Raw genomic sequence first — 17413 nt, forward strand, 5'->3', positions numbered from 1 at the left:
TGGTACGACGTGGCAGCAGCGGCCCTGTTGTGCCTCCTGTGCTCGACGAGCATCAGCGTGCCGTGGTCGAGCACCCGAGCGGCCCCCTTCTCGTCCTCGCCGGCCCCGGCACCGGCAAGACCACCACGATCGTGGAGAGCATCGTCGATCGCATCGAGCGGCGCGGCGTCGACCCCGAGCGCGTGCTCATCCTGACCTTCAGCCGCAAGGCCGCCGAGGAGCTGCGCCAGCGCGTCACCGGCCGGCTGCGCCGCACCACCCGCACCCCGCTCGCCCTGACCTTCCACTCCTACGCGTACGCGCTCCTGCGCCGCGAGTCGATCCTCGACGGCAGGCCCCCACCCCGCCTGCTCACCGGCCCCGAGCAGCTCCTGGAGATCCGCCGGCTGCTCCACGGCGAGCTGGAGGGCGGCGCGCTCGACTGGCCCCAGTCGCTCCGCGAGCCGCTGAAGACCCGCGGGTTCGCCCAGGAGCTGCGCGACTTCCTGGCCAGGGCCAACGAACGCGGGCTCGACGGCGAGCGGCTGGTCGCGCTCGGCGGCCGGCACGGGCGCGCCGACTGGGCGGCGGCGGGCCGCTTCGCCGAGCGCTACCTGGACCGGTTCGACCTCGACCCGGAGGAGACCTACGACTACGCGGAGCTGGTCAGGGCCGCCTCGGCGCTGCTGGCCAGACCCGAGGTGCGCGAGCGTGAGCGGGCGGCGCACGACGTGATCTTCGTGGACGAATACCAGGACACCGACCCCGCGCAGGAGCTCCTGCTCGCCCAGCTCGCGGGCGACGGCCGCGACCTGGTCGCGGTGGGCGACCCCGACCAGTCGATCTACGGGTTCAGGGGCGCCGAGGTGCAGGGCATCATGCGCTTCCCCGAACGTTTCCCCGCCCGCGACGGCCGCGAGGCCCCGGTGCTGGCGCTGCGGGTGTGCCGCAGGAGCGGGGCCGGTCTGCTGGAGGCCACCCGCCGGGTCGCGGCCCGCCTGCCCGTCGCCCCCATGCCCGACCACACCTATGGCCACGAGCACGGCCACCGCGAGCTGGCGCCGCTGCCGGAGCTCGATCCCGGGGACGCACGGGTGCTGCTGGCCGACAGCACCAGCCAGGAGGCGGCCATCGTGGCCGACACGCTCCGGCGCGCGCACCTGATCGACGGGGTGCCCTGGCACCGGATGGCGGTGCTGGTCCGCTCCGCCAGGCGGCAGGTCCCGCTGCTGCGCCGGGCGCTCACCAACGCGGGCGTGCCCACGATGATCGCGGGCGACGAGGTGCCGATCGCGCAGGAGCCGGGCGTGCGCCCGCTGCTCACCATGCTCAAGGTGGCGCTCGACCCGGCCCTGCTCGACGAGGGGGTGGCCGAGGAGCTGCTGACGGGCCCGCTCGGGGGCACGGACATGATCGGCGTACGCCGCCTCCGCCGCGCCCTCAAGATCGCCGAGAACGAGGCCGCCGCCGCCGAGCCGCGCCCCCCGGAGGACGAGCCGCGCACTCCGGAGGACGAGGCCGCCGAGCCGCATGCCGCTGGCGACGACGAGCCGGATGCCTCGGAAGACGACGACCCGCGTTCCTCGGGAGCGTTGCTCGTCGCCGCCGTGCGGGACGCCCGCGAGCTGACCCGGATCGAGCCCCACGTGGCCCTCCCCGCCGAACGCGTCGCCAAGCTGCTGGCCACGGCCAGGCGGGCGGCGGCCGAAGAGGGCACCGCCGAGGACCTCCTGTGGGCCGTGTGGCACGGCAGCGGCCTGTCCGAGCGCTGGACGAACCAGAGCCTGGCCGGCGGCCCCAGGGGCGCCCAGGCGGACCGCGACCTCGACGCCGTGGTGGCCCTGTTCGACCACGCCGCCAGGTTCGTGGACCGGATGCCCAAGGCGGGGCCGGAGGTCTTCATCGACGATCTGGCCGCCCAGGAGATCCCCGGCGACACGCTGGCCGACCGGGCCCCCGACGGCGACGCCGTGCGCGTGCTGACCGCCCACCGCGCCAAGGGCCTCGAATGGGACGTCGTGGTGGTCGCGGGCGTGCAGGAGGGCGTCTGGCCGGACCTGCGCCTGCGCGGCTCCCTGCTCGGCGTCGAGAACCTCATCGAGGTGGTCGAGGGCGCGCAGCCGAACGCCGCCTCCCTGGTCTCCAAGCTGCTGGCCGAGGAGCGCAGGCTCTTCTACGTGGCCGTCACCAGGGCCAGGCGCCGGCTGGTGGTGACCGCGGTGGGCGGCGAGGACACCGACGAGCGGCCGTCCAGGTTCCTGTCGGAGCTGATGCCGGGCGCGGTGGAGACCGCGACGGGGGACGACCGGGCCCGCTGGCTGACCATGCCCGCCCTGGTGGCCGACCTCCGCAGCGCGGTGACCGACCCCACCAAGTCGCCGAGGATGCGCCAGAAGGCGGCGCAGCAGCTCGCCCGCCTCGCCGCCGCCGGCGTCCAGGGCGCCCACCCCAACGACTGGTACGCCCTGACGCCCATCTCCGACGACCGCCCCCTGAGCTGGCCCGGCGACATCGTCAGCATCTCACCGTCGGCGGTCGAGAGCTTCACCAAGTGCGGCCTGCGCTGGCTCCTGGAGACCGCGGTCGGAGCGGCCGGCACCAGCACCGCCCAGGGCCTCGGCAACGTCATCCACGCGCTCGCCGTCCTCGCGGCCACCGACCTGCCCAGCGAGGACCGGCTGGGCGAGCGCCTGGACGAGGTCTGGAAGGAGCTCGACTTCGGCGGCGTCTGGTACAACCGGAAGCAGCGCCAGGTGGCCGAGCGGATGATCGGCAAGTTCCTGCGCTGGCAGGAGCAGAATCCGCGCGAGCTGAAGGCCATCGAGGAGTCGTTCACCGCCATGGTCTCCGAGGGCGTGCAGATCAAGGGCCGGGTGGACCGCGTGGAGAGCGACGACGACGGCCGGGCGGTGATCATCGACCTCAAGACCGGCGGCTCCAAGCCCAAGGCCGGCGACCTCGACCGCCATCCGCAGCTCGGCGTCTACCAGCTCGCCGCGCTGCTCGGCGCCTTCGCCCGGCACGGCATGACAGAGCCGGGCGGGGCCGCGCTGGTGCAGCTCGGCAAGGCGGCGGGCAAGAACGCCGCCCTGGAGCAGCAGCAGGGCGCGCTGGCCGACGACAAGGACCCCGGCTGGGCCGGCGACCTGGTCGACACGGTGGCGACCGGCATGTCGGGCCCGTTCTTCCAGGCCCAGGTCAACGACGGCTGCCGCACCTGCGCGGCCAGGTCGAGCTGCCCGGTCAACGACAACGGGGGCCAGGTGTGCTGAACCCCGTCGAACTCGCCGAGAAGCTCGGCATCCTCCCCCCGACCAGCGAGCAGGCCGTGGTCATCGAGTCGCCGCTGCAGCCCATGGTGGTCATGGCCGGCGCCGGTTCGGGCAAGAGCGAGACCATGGCGGGGCGGGTCGTCTGGCTGGTCGCCAACGGCCTGGTCAAGCCGGAGAACGTGCTCGGCCTGACCTTCACCCGCAAGGCCGCGGCCGAGCTGGCCACCAGGGTCAGGGAGCGCCTGAACGGCCTGGCCGAGGCGGGCCTCGTCGAGCCGGGCGAGCTCGACAACGAGCCGACCGTCTCCACCTACCACGCCTACGCCGCCCGCCTGGTGACCGACCACGCGCTGCGCGACGGCCTGGAGCCCACCATGCGCCTGGTCACCCCGGCCGTGTCGTGGCAGCTCGCGTCGCGGGTGGTGGCGATGTACGACGGGCCGATGGACAAGATCGAGCTGGGCCCGCCGTCGGTCACGGCCGCCGTGCTGGAGCTGGCCGGGGAGCTGTCGGAGCACCTGCGCGCCGGATCCGAGGTGCGGCGGGTGGGGGAGTGGCTGCGGCAGCGCTACGACACGCTGCCGGGCCGGCGCGTCGTCGCCCAGGGCAAGCCGGTCACCGTCCAGGCGGCCAGGGAGCAGTTGCTGCCGCTGGTGGAGGCGTACGAGCGGCTCAAAAGAGGGCGCGAGGTCATCGACTACGGCGACCAGATGTCCCTGGCGGCCAGGATCGCGGCCGGTCACAAGGAGGTCGGCGAGATCGAGCGGGGCCGCTACTCCGTGGTCCTGCTCGACGAATACCAGGACACCAGCCACGCCCAGCTCGTCCTGCTGCGCTCCCTGTTCGGCGGCGGCCACCCGGTCACCGCCGTGGGCGACCCGTGCCAGTCGATCTACGGCTGGCGCGGCGCCTCCGCGGGCAACCTGCGGCGCTTCTCCCGGGACTTCCGCACCGGCTCGGGCGAGGAGGCCGAGGTGCGGCAGCTCAGCGTCAGCTTCCGCAACGGCGACCGCGTCCTCGACGTCGCCGCCCGCGTGCAGCTCCCGCTGCGCATGGAGGCCCGCGAGGTCCCCGTCCTGGTGCCCGGTCCCAACCGCGTCGACCGGGGCCGCGTCACCTGCGCCTTCCACGAGACCGCCGAGGACGAGGCGCGATGGGTGGCCGACGGCGTCTTCCGGATCCTCGGCCAGGAGGTCGCGCCCGACGGCCTGCCCTGGGGCGAGAAGGAGCGCAAGAAGACCCTCGCCGTGCAGCCCCAGGACATCGCGATCCTGGCCCGCAAACGCTCGCAGTTCCCCGCGCTGCGCCGGGCGCTCGAAGAGCGCGACATCCCGGTCGAGGTCGTCGGCCTGGGCGGCCTGCTGACCGTGCCCGAGGTGAACGACATCGTCGCCACCCTGCGCGTGCTCTACGACGCGACGGCCGGCGACGCGCTGGCCAGGCTGCTGGCCGGGCCGCGCTGGCGGATCGGCCCGGCCGACCTGCGGGTGCTGGGCGAGCACGCCAGGATGCTGGCCCGCGAGCTGGCCGACAGCCACCGCGAGGCGGACCCGCTCGACCAGGTGGTGGCCGACCTGGCCGAGGAACGCGGCAGCCTGGTGGACGCCCTCGACGAGCTGCCCGACCGGGAGGAGTGGCTGGAGTCGTTCTCGCCGCTGGCCCGCACCCGGCTCGTCGCGCTCGCCCAGGAGCTGCGCCACCTGCGGGCGCACACCGCGCAGCCGCTGCCCGACCTGATCAGCGAGGTGGAGCGGCGGCTCGGCCTGGACATCGAGGTGGCCGCGCGCAGCGGCACGGTGGGGGCGTTCGCGGCGCGGGCGGATCTGGACGCGTTCCTGGACGCGGCGTCCAGGTTCGCGGGCGACGCGGAGGATCCGACGCTGGGGGCGTTCCTGGCCTATCTGCAGGCGGCCGAGAGCGAGGAGTTCGGCCTGGAGGGCGGCCGGGTCGGCGAGAGCAACAGCGTCAAGCTGATGACCGTGCACGCCTCGAAGGGCCTGGAGTGGCCCATCGTGGTCGTGCCGGGGTTGTCGCAGCTCGTCAGCGCGAAGGGGACGATCGCGACCGGTAGCATCTTTCCCGCCACCCCGGTCATGAACAGCCGCTGGACGGAGAATCCGCGCAAACTGCCTTACCCGCTGCGCGGCGACTCCGCCGACCTGCCCAAGCTGGGCGGGCTGAGCAAGGAGGAGCTGGCCGCGTTCGACGAGCTCTGCCGCGAGCGCGACCTGATGGAGGAGCGCAGGCTGGCCTACGTCGCCGTCACCCGCGCCCACTACCACCTCATCGCCTCCGGCTACCGCTGGGGCACCGCCACCAAGCCCCTGGAGCCGTCCGACTTCCTGCTGGAGGTCCGCGACACCGCCGACCGGGTCTCGTTCTGGGCGGACGACCTGGCGGAAGGCGCCACCAACCCGCTGCTCGCCGAGCCCGCCGCCGCCGTCTGGCCGGTCACGCCCGAGGGCCTGCGCTACGAGTCCACGCTCGACGGCGCGCGGCTGGTCGAGAGCGCGCTGGCGGGCACGTTCGCCCCGGCCGATGAGGAGGACGAGCCGCTGCGGCCGTTCGAGGAGGAGCGGTTGCGGGCCTGGGAGCGCGACACCGACCTGCTGTTGCGCGAGCGCGAGAGCCAGCGCCGCAAGCCCGCCACGACCGTCGAGCTGCCCGCCAGGCTGACCGTGTCGTCACTGGTCACGCTCGCCGCCGACCAGCGGGAGCTGGCCCGCAGGATCCGCCGGCCCGTGCCCGTCCGGCCCGCGCCGCTGGCCCGGCGCGGCACGTCGTTCCACAAGTGGCTGGAGACCAGGTGGGACCAGCAGCGGCTGATCGACGACCTGGAGCTCTACGACGACGAGCTGGAGGAGGCCGACGTCCGGCTCGCCGATCTGCAGGCGCGGTTCGAGGAGAGCGAGTGGGCCGAGCGGCGGCCGGTCGATCTGGAGGTGCCGTTCGAGACCATGATCGCCGATCGGCTGGTGCGCGGGCGGATGGACGCCGTGTTCGAGCTGGAGGGCGGCGGCGGTTACGAGGTCGTCGACTGGAAGACCGGGGAGCCGCCCAAGGGCAAGGCGGCCAAGGCGGCGACCGTGCAGCTCGCCGCGTACCGGCTGGCCTGGGCGGAGCTGGCCGGGGTGCCGCTGGAGCGGGTGCGGGCGGCCTTCCACTATGTGCGGGCCAACCGGACCGTCCGGCCGGTGAACCTGCTCGACGGTGACGGGCTGGTCGCGCTCATCGAGGGGGTCAGGATCGCAGATAGTGGAACGCCGGCTTCGGATGCATGAGGAAGTCGTGGTGGGAGATGTTCCAGGCGTAGGCCCCGGCCATCTCGAACACCACCGTGTCGCCGATGCGCACCGAGGTCATGATTTTTCGGGAAAAAACGTCTTTTGGGGTGCATAGCTGGCCGACGAGCGTGACCGGCTCGTCCGCCGCTCCGCCCCGGCCCGACCCCGTCGGCAGGACCGTGAACGGCTGGTCGTGGCCCTTGGCCGCCGGGGTCCGCAGATGGTGCGTGCCGCCCAGCAGCACCGCGTACGCCTCGCCGCGCACCCGTTTCACGTCCACGACCTCGGTCGCGTAGTAGCCGCAGTACGCCGTCAGCGCCCGGCCGGGCTCGATCCGCACCGTTTTGTCCCGGCGCAACACCTGCAGGCCGGCCCCGTAGGCCGCCCAGTCGAAGCGTGACCGGGGCTCGGCGTAGGAGACCGCCATGCCGCCGCCCAGGTTGACCTCCGGGTGCCCGTTGTCCAGCAGCCCGCGTGCCAGGTCCAGCAGCTGCGGGGCGTCCAGGCCGCTGGCCAGGTGGGTGTGCAGGCCGCGCAGCCGTACGCGGTCGCCGAACAGCGGCAGGCACTCCGCCACGCCCGCCTCGTCCATCCCGAACGGCCCGCTCATCGTCAGCGCCGCGCCCGCGACGGGCAGGTCGGGGTTGAGCCGCAGCAGCACGTCGGCCTCCAGGCCCGTGGCGAGCAGGCGGCGCAGCTCGTTCGGCGACTCGACGTGCAGGCGGTGGTGCGGCAGCCGCAGCTCGGCGTCGGTCTTGCCGGGGCCGCCGAGCGCCACGGGCTTGCCCGGGAACAGCGCCGTGACGTGCGCGTGCTCGCCTCCCGACGACACCTCGAACCCGTCCACGTGCCGCGCGAGCACGCGCAGCAACTCGGCGTCCGGGTTGGCCTTGACCGCGTAGTAGAGCTCGGCCGGGCCGAGCGCGCGCCGCACCGAGGCGGCGTGCTCGTCCAGCGCGGGCAGGTCGTAGAGGTAGGCGGGGGCGCCCGGCAGGCTCAGCGCGGCGTCCCTGACACGGTCGGGGATCATGCGAGCGGGTTCGCGATCGGCACGTAGCCGGCGGCGCGGTCGGCGGCTCTGGCCCAGCGCACGCCCAGGTTCGCCTTGGCCGGCAGCGGCGCGCCCGCCAGCAGGTCCGACAGGGGCAGCGGCCGGCCGAGCTCGGCCGCCTGCCGGGCGAGCAGGTCGCGGGCGATCCGCCACAACGCGCGCAGCAGCTCGTCGTCCCGGCCCGCCACCGTGGCGGCGATCTCGGTGAGGTGGTTGACGAGCAGGCAGTAGACGACGCGGGCCCAGCCGCGCTCGGCGTCGTACGTGAGCGCCTGGGCGACCTCGGGCCGCAACCCGCCGAGGTCGTGCCGGCCCGCGACCAGCTTGGTGCCCTCCAGGTCGCGGAAGACGCCCTGGACGGGCAGGCCGGCGGAGTCCAGGCCGACCAGGACGTTCTGGAGATGAGGCTCCAGGACGACGCCGTGCGTGAAGTACATCTCCAGCACCGGCAGCGCGACCACCGACACGTACGCCGCCCACCACGCCTCCGGATCCGGCGCCTTGAGATCCACGGCGAGGGCGCCGGCCAGGACCGGGGTCACGCCGGGGGAGCAGACCGTCCAGGGGCTCTGCCGCACGATCACGCCCAGGCCCTCGTGCAGCCGGGTGCCGAGGGCGGCCGAGCGGTAGCCGGGCTCGGCGAGCCAGCGGGTGGCGGGGTGCCGGGCGGCGACCTGCTGGAACAACGGCGCCAGGCGGGAGGTGAGCTCGACCGCTCCGGCCAGCTCGTACCAGGCGTTCTTCCGCACGCAGTTCGTGATCCGCACGTCCAGGGAGAACTTCAGGCAGACCTCCGCCTCCGGGGCGTACACCGTGCGTACCGACGAGGTCGGCAGCACGACGGGACCGGGTCCCAGATCGATCAGCTCGGCCCCGAAGGCGGGCGCCAGCAGGTCGAGCTGCCACGGATGCGCGGGCAGCACCCGGTAGCCGCCGGGCGCCGTCCCCATCCCGTCGAGGGCCGAGACGTCGCCCTCCTCCTGCAGGACGTCCTCGCGCACGCCGATCAGCCTGACGGGCAGCTCGGCATGCGCCTCGGGGGCGTACCGCAGCCAGCCGTCCCCGCCGCGCGCCTTGGGGCTGGGATGGAACGGGTGGCCGTAGACCAGGGCCTGCTCCGAGGCCAGCCAGGGATCGGCGGGCGCCACGGCCTCGGCCCTGGCGCGCAGGATCGCCGCCACGGCCTCCTTGCTGGCCGCCACCTGCCCGGCGAACTCCCCGTTGTGCCCCTGGAGGTCGGCTTCGACCAGGCGTACCAGCTCATCGGTCGTCAGCGGTTGCCAGACGCCCTCCTTCAGGCGCTCAGGCGGGCCGGTGAAGCGCAGCGCGGCGCCGCCGTGCGTACGGGCCCGCAGCAGCGTGTCGGCCACCCGCAGCAGCAGGTACGGCGGCGCCGGCCAGACCTGGCCGCGCGGCCCGGCCACCTCCCGCGCGCAGCAGCGCAGCAGGGCCGCCAGCGTCGCCTCCTCGGCCAGGGCGGAGGGCGCGTCGATGGCCAGTCCGTGCATTCATGCTCTCCTCAGGTAGTTGGGCCCGCTGATGCCGTAGTGCTTGTTGACGTCGCGCGCCCCGGAGCGCTCCTTGGCCACCAGCGTGCCGGCCGTGATCATGGACTTGCCGGTCAGCCTGGCCGCGTCGAGCGTCCTGGCGCGCAGGAGCCTGGCCATGGGGTCGTCGCCGTACTCGCCGAGCGCCTCCGACAACGTGTCGCGCAGCAGCGCCGCCGCCCGCGCGGGCGGCAGCGCGCCGAACGCCACGGCGGCGGCGGCCAGGTGCAGCGTGATGGTCACGAACACGTCGGCCAGCGCGTGCGGATCGTCGTTGTACATGCGCTCGTCGGCGAACGCCGGCAGCGCGACGCCGGCGGCGGCCAGCCTGGCGGGCGAGGCCAGCAGCCCGTCGTTGTCCTTGACCAGCAGCCGCAGGCGCTCGCCCTGGAAGAGCAGGGCGAGGTTCTGCTGGTGCGCCTCCAGCGCGACGCCGTAGCGCACGAACAGCCGCACGTTCCAGCGCAGCAGCAGGCGCAGGTACTGGGGGATCACCTCGCCGGCCTCGGCGAGCACGCCCGGCGCGGCGAGCGCGGCGACCGGCACGATCTTCCCCTCGGGCAGCCGCCTGACCATCCAGGCCAGGTACTCGTGTCCGGCGTGCGCCCAGGTCTGCTCGCCGGCCACCACCACGCCGGGATCGGCCAGCTCGCGCAGCAACGTCTCGGCGCGCGCGCCGTCGGCCAGCGTGCCGGCCTTGATCGATCGCCGGTTCCTGGCGCCGAGGGTGCTGATCGGCAGCGGCAGCTTGAGGTGCAGGCGCGGATGGAGCTCGACCGTCCGCATGGACAGCGTGGGGCGTACGGTGATCGCGGCCTCGTCGAGCAGCCGCACGCCGCCGACCTTCCGCACCTCGTCCACGGTCAGCGGATGCACCGGAAAGAGCACCTCGCCGGGCCCGAGGTCCACGGCCGGCGCCACGTCGGCGGGCAGCCGCGGTGCCGAGCCCGGCAGGAGCGCCCGGCGCGGCACCGCCGCCCACCGAAGCTCGAACGACGGCGCGAACTCCGGCGCGTAGGCCAGCAGCTCGTCCTCGGACAGCCCGGTGCGCGCCCGCGAGGTCGGATAGACCGGATGATCCACGAACGCGGCCAGCGCCTCGTAGGAGGGGCCGCGCCGGAGCACCTCCACCGCGTGGGCGTCGTGCAGTTCGAGCGCGGACAAAGCCGCCAGGCACTCCTCGAAGAAGGCGGAGACCCCCTCCGCGTCGGCCGGATCGGCCACCTCCACCAGCGTCTCCAGGACCTGTTCCAGCCCGAGGAGCTCGTCCCCGGCCACCACGAAGTCCTGGAACAGCCCGCCGGGCGCCAGGCGCGCCCAGCGCCCGTCCGCGAGCAGGAGCCCCACGCCCTCCTTGGTCCTGGTGACGCGGGAGGACAACCCGCCATAGTTCTCGCGGAGCAGCGCGTCCAGCACCCGAGCGGCCAGATAAGCCTCCCGAGCGCTCATTCGACCACCCACGGCCGGGCGGCGCGGTAGTGCTCGATCGCCGCGTCCACCCGCGCCCGGTCCGGCCCGACCGCGCGTACGACGCCGAGATAGTCCCGGTTCGTATGGGTGAGGGAGACGACGTCCCCCACGCTGCGCAGCGGCCGATGCCAGAGCCGCACGTCGCCCAGCTCGACGGACTCGTGCCCCGGTGCCTCCTTGATCGTCCCCGGCCGGTCCGCGACCAGGCTGACCGCACTCCCGTGTCGTGAAATATCCGGAAGGGCGGGCACGCGCTCCCCGAGATGCACCCGCAGAATCCACTCGAACAGCGCAATCCCTCGCACGTCCGCCAGCAGGAAGTCGCAGTGATCACCGATCACCCGATAGTTCATCTCGACCACGCGGGGCCCGGCGGCCGTCACCACGTATTCGGTGTGACAGGCGCCGAACCCCACCCCCAGCGCCCGCAGAGCGCCCAGGACCTGCTCGTGCGGCCCGTCCGGCGCCCAGTCGAGCCGGGTCTCCACGAAGTACGGCAACGCGCCCAGAGTGGTCTCGAACCCTCCGAGCACCCGCACGCCGGTCCCGTCCCCGAGGGTTTCGAGGGTGCGCAGCGGCCCTTCGAGATACTCCTCGGCGACCAGCGCCTCGCCCGGCCGCCGTTTCCTGACCTCCGCCACGGCCCCGGCCAGATCGTGCTCGCGCTCGACCAGCAGGACATCCTCGCTGGCCACCCCCTCGCGGGGTTTCAGCACGACTGGGAAGGGCAAGCCCTCGGGCACCGGGTCGTGTGGGGCGAGCCGTACAGACCGAACACGCTCGACCCCGGCCTCAAGGAGCCTGCGACGCATCAGGAACTTGTTCTTGGCGGCCACGCACGCCCGCCAATCCTTTCCGGGCAGCCCGAAGTAGGCAGCGGCCAGGGCGGTTTCCGCCTGCAGGTGGTCGGAGTTGGAGAAGATCGCGTCCGGCCGGCCGAGGTGCTCGACGGCGTCGATGAGGGCGCGCGGATCACGTACGTCACACGCCACCGCGTCCGGATGCCGCTCCGGCCGGTCGGTCAGGATCGTCACCTCGCAGCCCAGCGCGCGAGCCGCGGGCAGAAAGCCGTCCGTCACGGAGTCGGTCGGCTTGAGCGCGGTCAGGTAGAGCCGCAACGCGAAGGCACCCCCGGAGGATCAGGTAAGGCTAACCTAACTCGTCGATCTTAGCCCTACGGAGATCACCTCGGGGCCCGGACGCCGTAATCGGCGGCTAACCGCGAGGTCATAGGATGACATGCGATTGGGAAGGGGCGGCCAGTGGAGACCACCGCAGAAGAGCAACTCGTCGGACCGCTGCTCCTGGCACGGGGCACCATCGACAGATCGTCGGCGCTGAGAGCCGACGAGCGGTGGCTGGAGGCCGCCTGGTCCGACCCCGCGACCAGGGTGCTGGTGATCGACAACGGGCACACGCTGGTGCGGCGGACGGGCGATGAGGTGCAGGCGGTGCTGTTCCCGGCCGCGGACGCGCCGCCTGGGCAGCGTTACCTGCTCGGCGTCGAGTCGAGTGTGGCCTACTTCGCGGTGGCCGCGGCGCTGCCCGGCCACTCCACGAGCGACGGCAACGGCCGGGTGACGGTCCCGCTGAGCCTGCTCGACACGCCCGAGGGCGAGCCGGTGGCGGCCGGCCTGCGCCAGGTCGGGGGCCTGCTCGGTGACCGCGACGCCGGTCTGCTGGTCTACGCCGTGGCCCTGGAGGCCTGGCACGCGACCCACGAATACTGCCCGCGCTGCGGCGCCCGCACGAACGTCGCGGCGGGCGGTCACATCCGCGTCTGCCCGAAGGACTCCAGCCAGCACTTCCCGCGCGTCGACCCGGCGGTGATCATGCTCATCCGCGACGAGGACGACCGCTGCCTGCTCGCCCGCGGCCCGCAGTGGCCGGAGGGGCGGTTGTCGATCTTGGCCGGGTTCGTGGAGCCGGGGGAGTCGCTCGAATACGCCGTCATCCGCGAGGTGGCGGAAGAGGTCGGCATCACCGTCGTCAATCCGCGCTATCTCGGCAGCCAGCCGTGGCCGTTCCCGCGCAGCCTCATGCTGGGCTTCTTCGCCGAGGCCGTCACGACCACGCTCACGCCCGACAGGGAGGAGATCGCCGAGGCGCGGTGGTATTCACGCGAGGAGATGGCGAACGCCCTCGCCTCGGGTGAGCTGCGCCTGCCGCCGCCGGTGTCGATAGCCCGCCGCCTGATCGAGACCTGGTACGGCGGCGAGCTCACGGGCGACTGGTGATCAGGCCGCTTCGAGCAGGGCCTTGACCTCGCGGGCTGAGGGATTCGTCCGGACGACCCGGCCGTTCGGCGTCTCGATGACCACGGTCGGCACGACTTGGTTCCCGTTGTTGACGCTCATCACGAACTCGGCGGCCGCCTGGTCACGCTCGATGTCGACCTCGTTGAAGGTGATGCCCTCACGGGCGAGCTGAGACTTGAGCCGCTTGCAAGGACCGCACCAGGTGGTGCTGTAGACCGTGAGCGCCATATTGGGAAATCCCTCCAAAGTCAGGACATTCAGGCGCTCCGTGCAACAACGCGGAGCGCCTGCTTAATCCCTGCTCTGGACGGCACGCCAGCCGACGCTCAATCCCTGCTCTGGACGGCACGCTAGCCGATGCGCTCGGCGATCCACGCCTGCACGCGCTCGGCCACGCCCGGCTCGCGGTAGAGCGGCGCGCTGTGGTTGATCCCCGGCGCCGTGAACACCGTCACCGGCACGCCCACCTGACCCAGCATCTGCTTGAGCAACTGACTCTGCACCGGAGGCACGAACTCGTTCTCCGAGTGCACGGTCAGCATCGGCGCGTCCTTGCGGGTGGCGTGCCAGGCCACCTCCATGCTGGCCCACACCCGCGAGCACTTGCCCTTGGGCGCGCAGCCGCCGGCCAGCTTGATCGCCGCCGAACGGAGCTTGCGCTTGTTGAGGTCGGTCGTCTTCTCGCCGTCGGCGAAGGCGCGCAGCGGGGAGATGATCGGCGACAGGCCCACCACGCCCTTGAGGCCGTTGATGCCGTTGCCGTACGTCCCCACGGCCGCCGCGATGTGCCCGCCCGCGGAGAAACCGACCACCACGTAGTTGCCCGGATCGAACGACCACCGGTCGGCGTGCTTGCGGGCCGTCGAGATCGCGGCCAGCGCGTCGCTGCGCTGCGCGGGCCAGGGCGCGTCGCCGGAGAGCCGGTAGTTGATGTTGAAGACCGTGTAGCCGAGATCGGCGTAGCTCCGGGTGATCTCCGTCATGTACTTCTTGTCGCCGCTCGACCACCAGCCGCCGTGGACGAGGAACACGCCGGGACGCCGCATGCCGTCGGGCGTCCACCAGACGTCCATGGCCTGGCGCTGGTGCGATCCGTAGGAGACGGTCTCCGTGGACAGGCCGCCGAGCCCGTCGTACTCGATGGGCGTCGAGGGGGCTGGTGTGGGCTCCTGCACCGCGTTCGCGGTCACCGGTGTGAGCACGACGGCAGCGAGCGCGAGCACACCCGCGTAAACCGCAGTTCGCACGGCCTTCCTTTCCCCCATGCACATGGTCGGGCCCCATTGTGGGGGAAGAGACCAGTTCTTTGCACCTTGTTGACTATGAGCATAACTCGGGGCGCATGTTGCCAGAATAAAGTGCTGCACCGCCAGAGCTGGGAGGATATACGAGTGAGCAACCCTGACGACGTCCTGATCGGTCTTGATCCCGAGCAACGCGCGGTCGCGGAGGCCGTTCGCGGGCCGGTCTGCGTCCTGGCGGGCGCGGGCACGGGCAAGACCAGGGCGATCACCCACCGCATCGCGTACGCGGTGCGGACCGGCGTCGTCGACCCGCAGAGCGTGCTGGCTGTGACATTCACCACGCGGGCGGCGGGCGAGTTGCGCCAGCGGCTGCGCGCGCTCGGCGCGCCGGGCGTGCAGGCCCGCACCTTTCACGCGGCGGCGCTGCGCCAGCTCACCTATTTCTGGCCGCGGGTGATCGGCGGCCAGGCGCCGTCGGTGATCGAGTCCAAGCTGCCGGTCCTGATCGAAGCCTGCCGCCAGATCCGGAAAAATCCTGATCGGTCCGAGTTGCGGGACATCGCCGCCGAGATCGAGTGGGCCAAGGTCGTCCAGATCGCCCCCGACGACTACGTGAAGGCCGCGGAGGAGTACAACCGCCTGTCCTCGGGCCGCTCCGACGACTCCGGGGGCCGCCTGGAGCGGGAGGCCCGCGTGGCCGAGGTCGCCCGCCTCTACGAGGGCTACGAGCGGATCAGGCGCGAGCGCCACCTGGTCGACTTCGAGACGATCCTTGAGCTGACCGCGGCCGTGATGACCGAGCACCAGGAGGTGGCGAGCCAGATCCGGCAGCAGTACCGCTACTTCGTCGTGGACGAATACCAAGACGTCAACCCGCTGCAGAAGCTCCTGCTCGACACCTGGCTCGGCGGGCGCGACGACCTCTGCGTCGTCGGCGACCCCAACCAGACCATCTACTCCTTCACCGGCGCCAGCCCGCGCTACCTGACGGGGTTCGCGGTGGAGCATCCGCAGGCGGCCCTCATCAAACTGGTACGCGACTACCGCTCGACCCCCCAGGTCGTCGACCTCGCCAACCTGGTCATCGCCAAGGGCAGATCCCCGCACCGCCTGGAGCTCGTCGCCCAGCGCCCCGAGGGCCCCAAGCCGGCCTTCACCGAACACGACGACGAGCCCGCGGAGGCCGCCGGGGTGGCCAGGGCCATCAGGAAGCTCCTCGACAAGGGTGTCGCCTCGCGCGAGATCGCCGTCCTCTTCCGCGTCAACTCCCAGTCGCAGGCGTACGAGGAGGCTCTGTCCAAGGCCGAGATCCCCTACGTCCTGCGCGGCGCCGAGCGCTTCTTCGAACGCCCCGAGGTGCGCCAGGCGGTCGTGCTGCTCCGCGGCGCCGCCCGCTCGTCGGCCGACGAGCCCCTGGCCTCGGAGGTGCACTCCATCCTCACGGGCGTCGGCCTGGCCCCGTCCCCGCCCGCGGGCGGCGGCAAGGCCCGGGAGAAGTGGGAGTCGCTCAAGGCCCTGGCCGACCTGGCCGAGGACATGGCGGCCGAGGGCGCCGACCTGCCGGCGTTCGTCGCCGAGCTGGAGCGCCGCGCCTCCGAACAGCACGCCCCGCCCGTGGAGGGCATCACCCTGGCCTCCCTGCACGCCGCCAAGGGCCTGGAGTGGGACGCGGTCTTCCTCGTCGGCCTCACCGACGGCATGTTGCCGATCATCTACGCGGAGAGCCCCGAACAGATCGAGGAAGAACGCCGCCTCCTCTACGTCGGCATCACCCGGGCCAGAGAACACCTCGGCCTGTCCTGGGCCCTGTCCCGCGCGCCCGGCGGCCGCAAGAGCCGCCGCCCCTCCCGCTTCCTGGACGGTCTCACCGGCCGCCTCTCGGCCCCGCCGCGTTTCGCGGCCCCCAAGGGCGAACGCCGCACGGTGGCCGCGCCGGTGAGCTGCCGCGTATGCGCGAAGACCCTGGCCGCGGCGGCCGAACAGAAGCTGGGCCGGTGCACGACGTGCCCCGCCGACTACGACGAGGCGCTGCTGGAGCGGCTCAAGGCCTGGCGCACGGCCACGGCCAAGGACGCCAAGGTGCCGCCGTACGTCATCTTCACGGATGTGACGCTGCAGGCGATCGCGGAACGGGCGCCCGCCACGGAGCAGGAGTTGTTGTCGATCGCGGGCATCGGCCGCGTCAAGATGGACCGCTACGGCGAAGCCGTCCTCGCCCTTTGCCGCACCCCCTGACCCCGCGCTCCGTCCTCACGCTTCGCCACACAACCGCCCGTAACAACCCTGAAATCCCAAGCAGGAATCATCAGACGACCAGCCCCACGTTTGGGCGCTGACGGACAGCACGTCAGACTTGTCGCAAGACGGGAAGCACAAGGGGGACAAACCAGTGAACGAGGCGCTGAAGGAGCTGCTCGACCTGCTCGACCTGGAGCAGATCGAGTTGGACATCTTCCGTGGCAGAAGCCCGGAGGAGCGCATCCAACGCGTCTTCGGCGGCCAGGTCGCGGCCCAGGCTCTGGTGGCGGCGGGCCGCACGGTCCCCAAGGACCGCAACGTCCACTCCCTCCACGCCTACTTCATCCGCCCGGGCGACCCGTCCATCCCGATCGTCTACAACGTCGAACGCCTGCGCGACGGACGCTCGTTCACCACCCGCCGGATCGTCGCCGTCCAGCACGGCAAGGCGATCTTCACGATGTCGGCGTCGTTCCACATCCCCGAGGAGGGCGTGCAGCACCAGGCGTCCGTGATGCCGGCCGTGCCCGATCCGGAGACGCTCGCGACGTTCCAGGATCGGATGTACGACCTGGTCGGCGACCACCCCGACCTGCGCGACTGGTTGTCACGCCCGCGCCCGGTGGACGCCAGGTACGCCTCGCCGCTGACCTGGGAGGCGTACAAGAACCCGGAGTTGCGCAGCGCCGAGACGAACGTCTGGTTCCGCTACCACGCCGAGCTGCCCGACGACCCGTTGCTGCACGTGGTGCTGGCCGCCTACGCCTCCGACTTCACCCTCGTCGACACGATTCTGCTGGCACACGGCATGGCCTGGGGCGCCTCCAACGTCATGGGGGCCTCTCTCGACCACGCGATGTGGTTCCACCGCCCGTTCAGGGCCGACGACTGGTTGCTCTACGCCCACGAGTCGCCATGGTCGGGTGGGGCGCGCGGACTCGCACGGGGCGAGATGTTCACGGCGTCGGGCGAACTCGTGGTTTCGGTCGTTCAGGAGGCCATGATCCGGGTGATGAAGTAGGCCGGAAGCCGGCCAACGGCAGTGGTCCGCAGGACGCGGCCGATGTAAC

Annotated in this window: 11 protein-coding genes; 5 read left to right on the forward strand and 6 right to left on the reverse strand. The window is 72.3% G+C overall.

The window, feature by feature from the left end:
* The first annotated feature begins 38 nt into the window (after positions 1 to 38).
* Together ACWD0F_RS15230 and ACWD0F_RS15235 are read left to right on the forward strand one after the other, a co-directional pair.
* A complete protein-coding gene (locus tag ACWD0F_RS15230; protein WP_449875664.1) occupies positions 39 to 3251 on the forward strand; it encodes an ATP-dependent helicase in 3213 nt (1070 codons plus the stop codon).
* Positions 3245 to 6532 carry an ATP-dependent helicase gene (locus tag ACWD0F_RS15235; protein WP_449875666.1) on the forward strand — a complete coding sequence of 1096 codons (3288 nt, stop codon included), beginning with the start codon at positions 3245 to 3247 and terminating at the stop codon, positions 6530 to 6532. The genes ACWD0F_RS15230 and ACWD0F_RS15235 overlap by 7 nt, the downstream gene beginning before the upstream one ends.
* Here ACWD0F_RS15235 and ACWD0F_RS15240 read toward each other — a convergent pair.
* The 4 genes from ACWD0F_RS15240 to ACWD0F_RS15255 are packed head-to-tail and all read right to left on the reverse strand — an operon-like array spanning position 6492 to position 11721.
* On the reverse strand, positions 6492 to 7565 hold the full coding sequence (locus ACWD0F_RS15240) for a type III PLP-dependent enzyme (RefSeq protein ID WP_449875668.1): 1074 nt from the start codon (positions 7563 to 7565) through the stop codon (positions 6492 to 6494). The genes ACWD0F_RS15235 and ACWD0F_RS15240 overlap by 41 nt on opposite strands.
* On the reverse strand, positions 7562 to 9094 hold the full coding sequence (locus ACWD0F_RS15245) for an IucA/IucC family protein (RefSeq protein ID WP_449875670.1): 1533 nt from the start codon (positions 9092 to 9094) through the stop codon (positions 7562 to 7564). The genes ACWD0F_RS15240 and ACWD0F_RS15245 overlap by 4 nt, the downstream gene beginning before the upstream one ends.
* Positions 9095 to 10582, reverse strand: a complete 1488-nt coding sequence (locus ACWD0F_RS15250) for an IucA/IucC family protein (RefSeq protein ID WP_449875672.1) — start codon at positions 10580 to 10582, stop codon at positions 9095 to 9097.
* The gene (locus ACWD0F_RS15255) at positions 10579 to 11721 is read right to left on the reverse strand and encodes a siderophore biosynthesis protein (protein ID WP_449875673.1); all 1143 of its coding nucleotides are present in this window, start codon (positions 11719 to 11721) and stop codon (positions 10579 to 10581) included. The genes ACWD0F_RS15250 and ACWD0F_RS15255 overlap by 4 nt, the downstream gene beginning before the upstream one ends.
* 144 nt (positions 11722 to 11865) lie before the next feature.
* Between ACWD0F_RS15255 and nudC the strand changes: the two genes are divergently transcribed.
* On the forward strand, positions 11866 to 12840 hold the full coding sequence (nudC, locus tag ACWD0F_RS15260; RefSeq protein WP_449875675.1) for an NAD(+) diphosphatase: 975 nt from the start codon (positions 11866 to 11868) through the stop codon (positions 12838 to 12840).
* Here nudC and ACWD0F_RS15265 read toward each other — a convergent pair whose 3' ends face one another.
* Both ACWD0F_RS15265 and ACWD0F_RS15270 read right to left on the reverse strand, forming a co-directional pair.
* Entirely contained in the window at positions 12841 to 13089 is a 249-nt protein-coding gene (locus ACWD0F_RS15265; protein WP_449875677.1) for a mycoredoxin, read from the reverse strand. It abuts the gene before it with no gap.
* Positions 13090 to 13211: 122 nt separating this feature from the next.
* Positions 13212 to 14108, reverse strand: coding sequence for an alpha/beta hydrolase (locus tag ACWD0F_RS15270; protein ID WP_449875678.1), 897 nt, complete (start codon positions 14106 to 14108; stop codon positions 13212 to 13214).
* 144 nt (positions 14109 to 14252) lie between these two features.
* Between ACWD0F_RS15270 and ACWD0F_RS15275 the strand changes: the two genes are divergently transcribed.
* Together ACWD0F_RS15275 and tesB are read left to right on the forward strand one after the other, a co-directional pair.
* Positions 14253 to 16340 (forward strand): ATP-dependent DNA helicase UvrD2, encoded by a 2088-nt coding sequence (locus ACWD0F_RS15275; RefSeq protein WP_449875679.1) that lies wholly within the window; start codon positions 14253 to 14255, stop codon positions 16338 to 16340.
* A gap of 154 nt (positions 16341 to 16494) precedes the next feature.
* The gene (gene tesB / locus ACWD0F_RS15280) at positions 16495 to 17364 is read left to right on the forward strand and encodes an acyl-CoA thioesterase II (protein ID WP_449875681.1); all 870 of its coding nucleotides are present in this window, start codon (positions 16495 to 16497) and stop codon (positions 17362 to 17364) included.
* The last annotated feature ends 49 nt before the right edge of the window (positions 17365 to 17413 follow it).

It is taken from the genome of Nonomuraea sp. NPDC002799 (assembly GCF_053592075.1).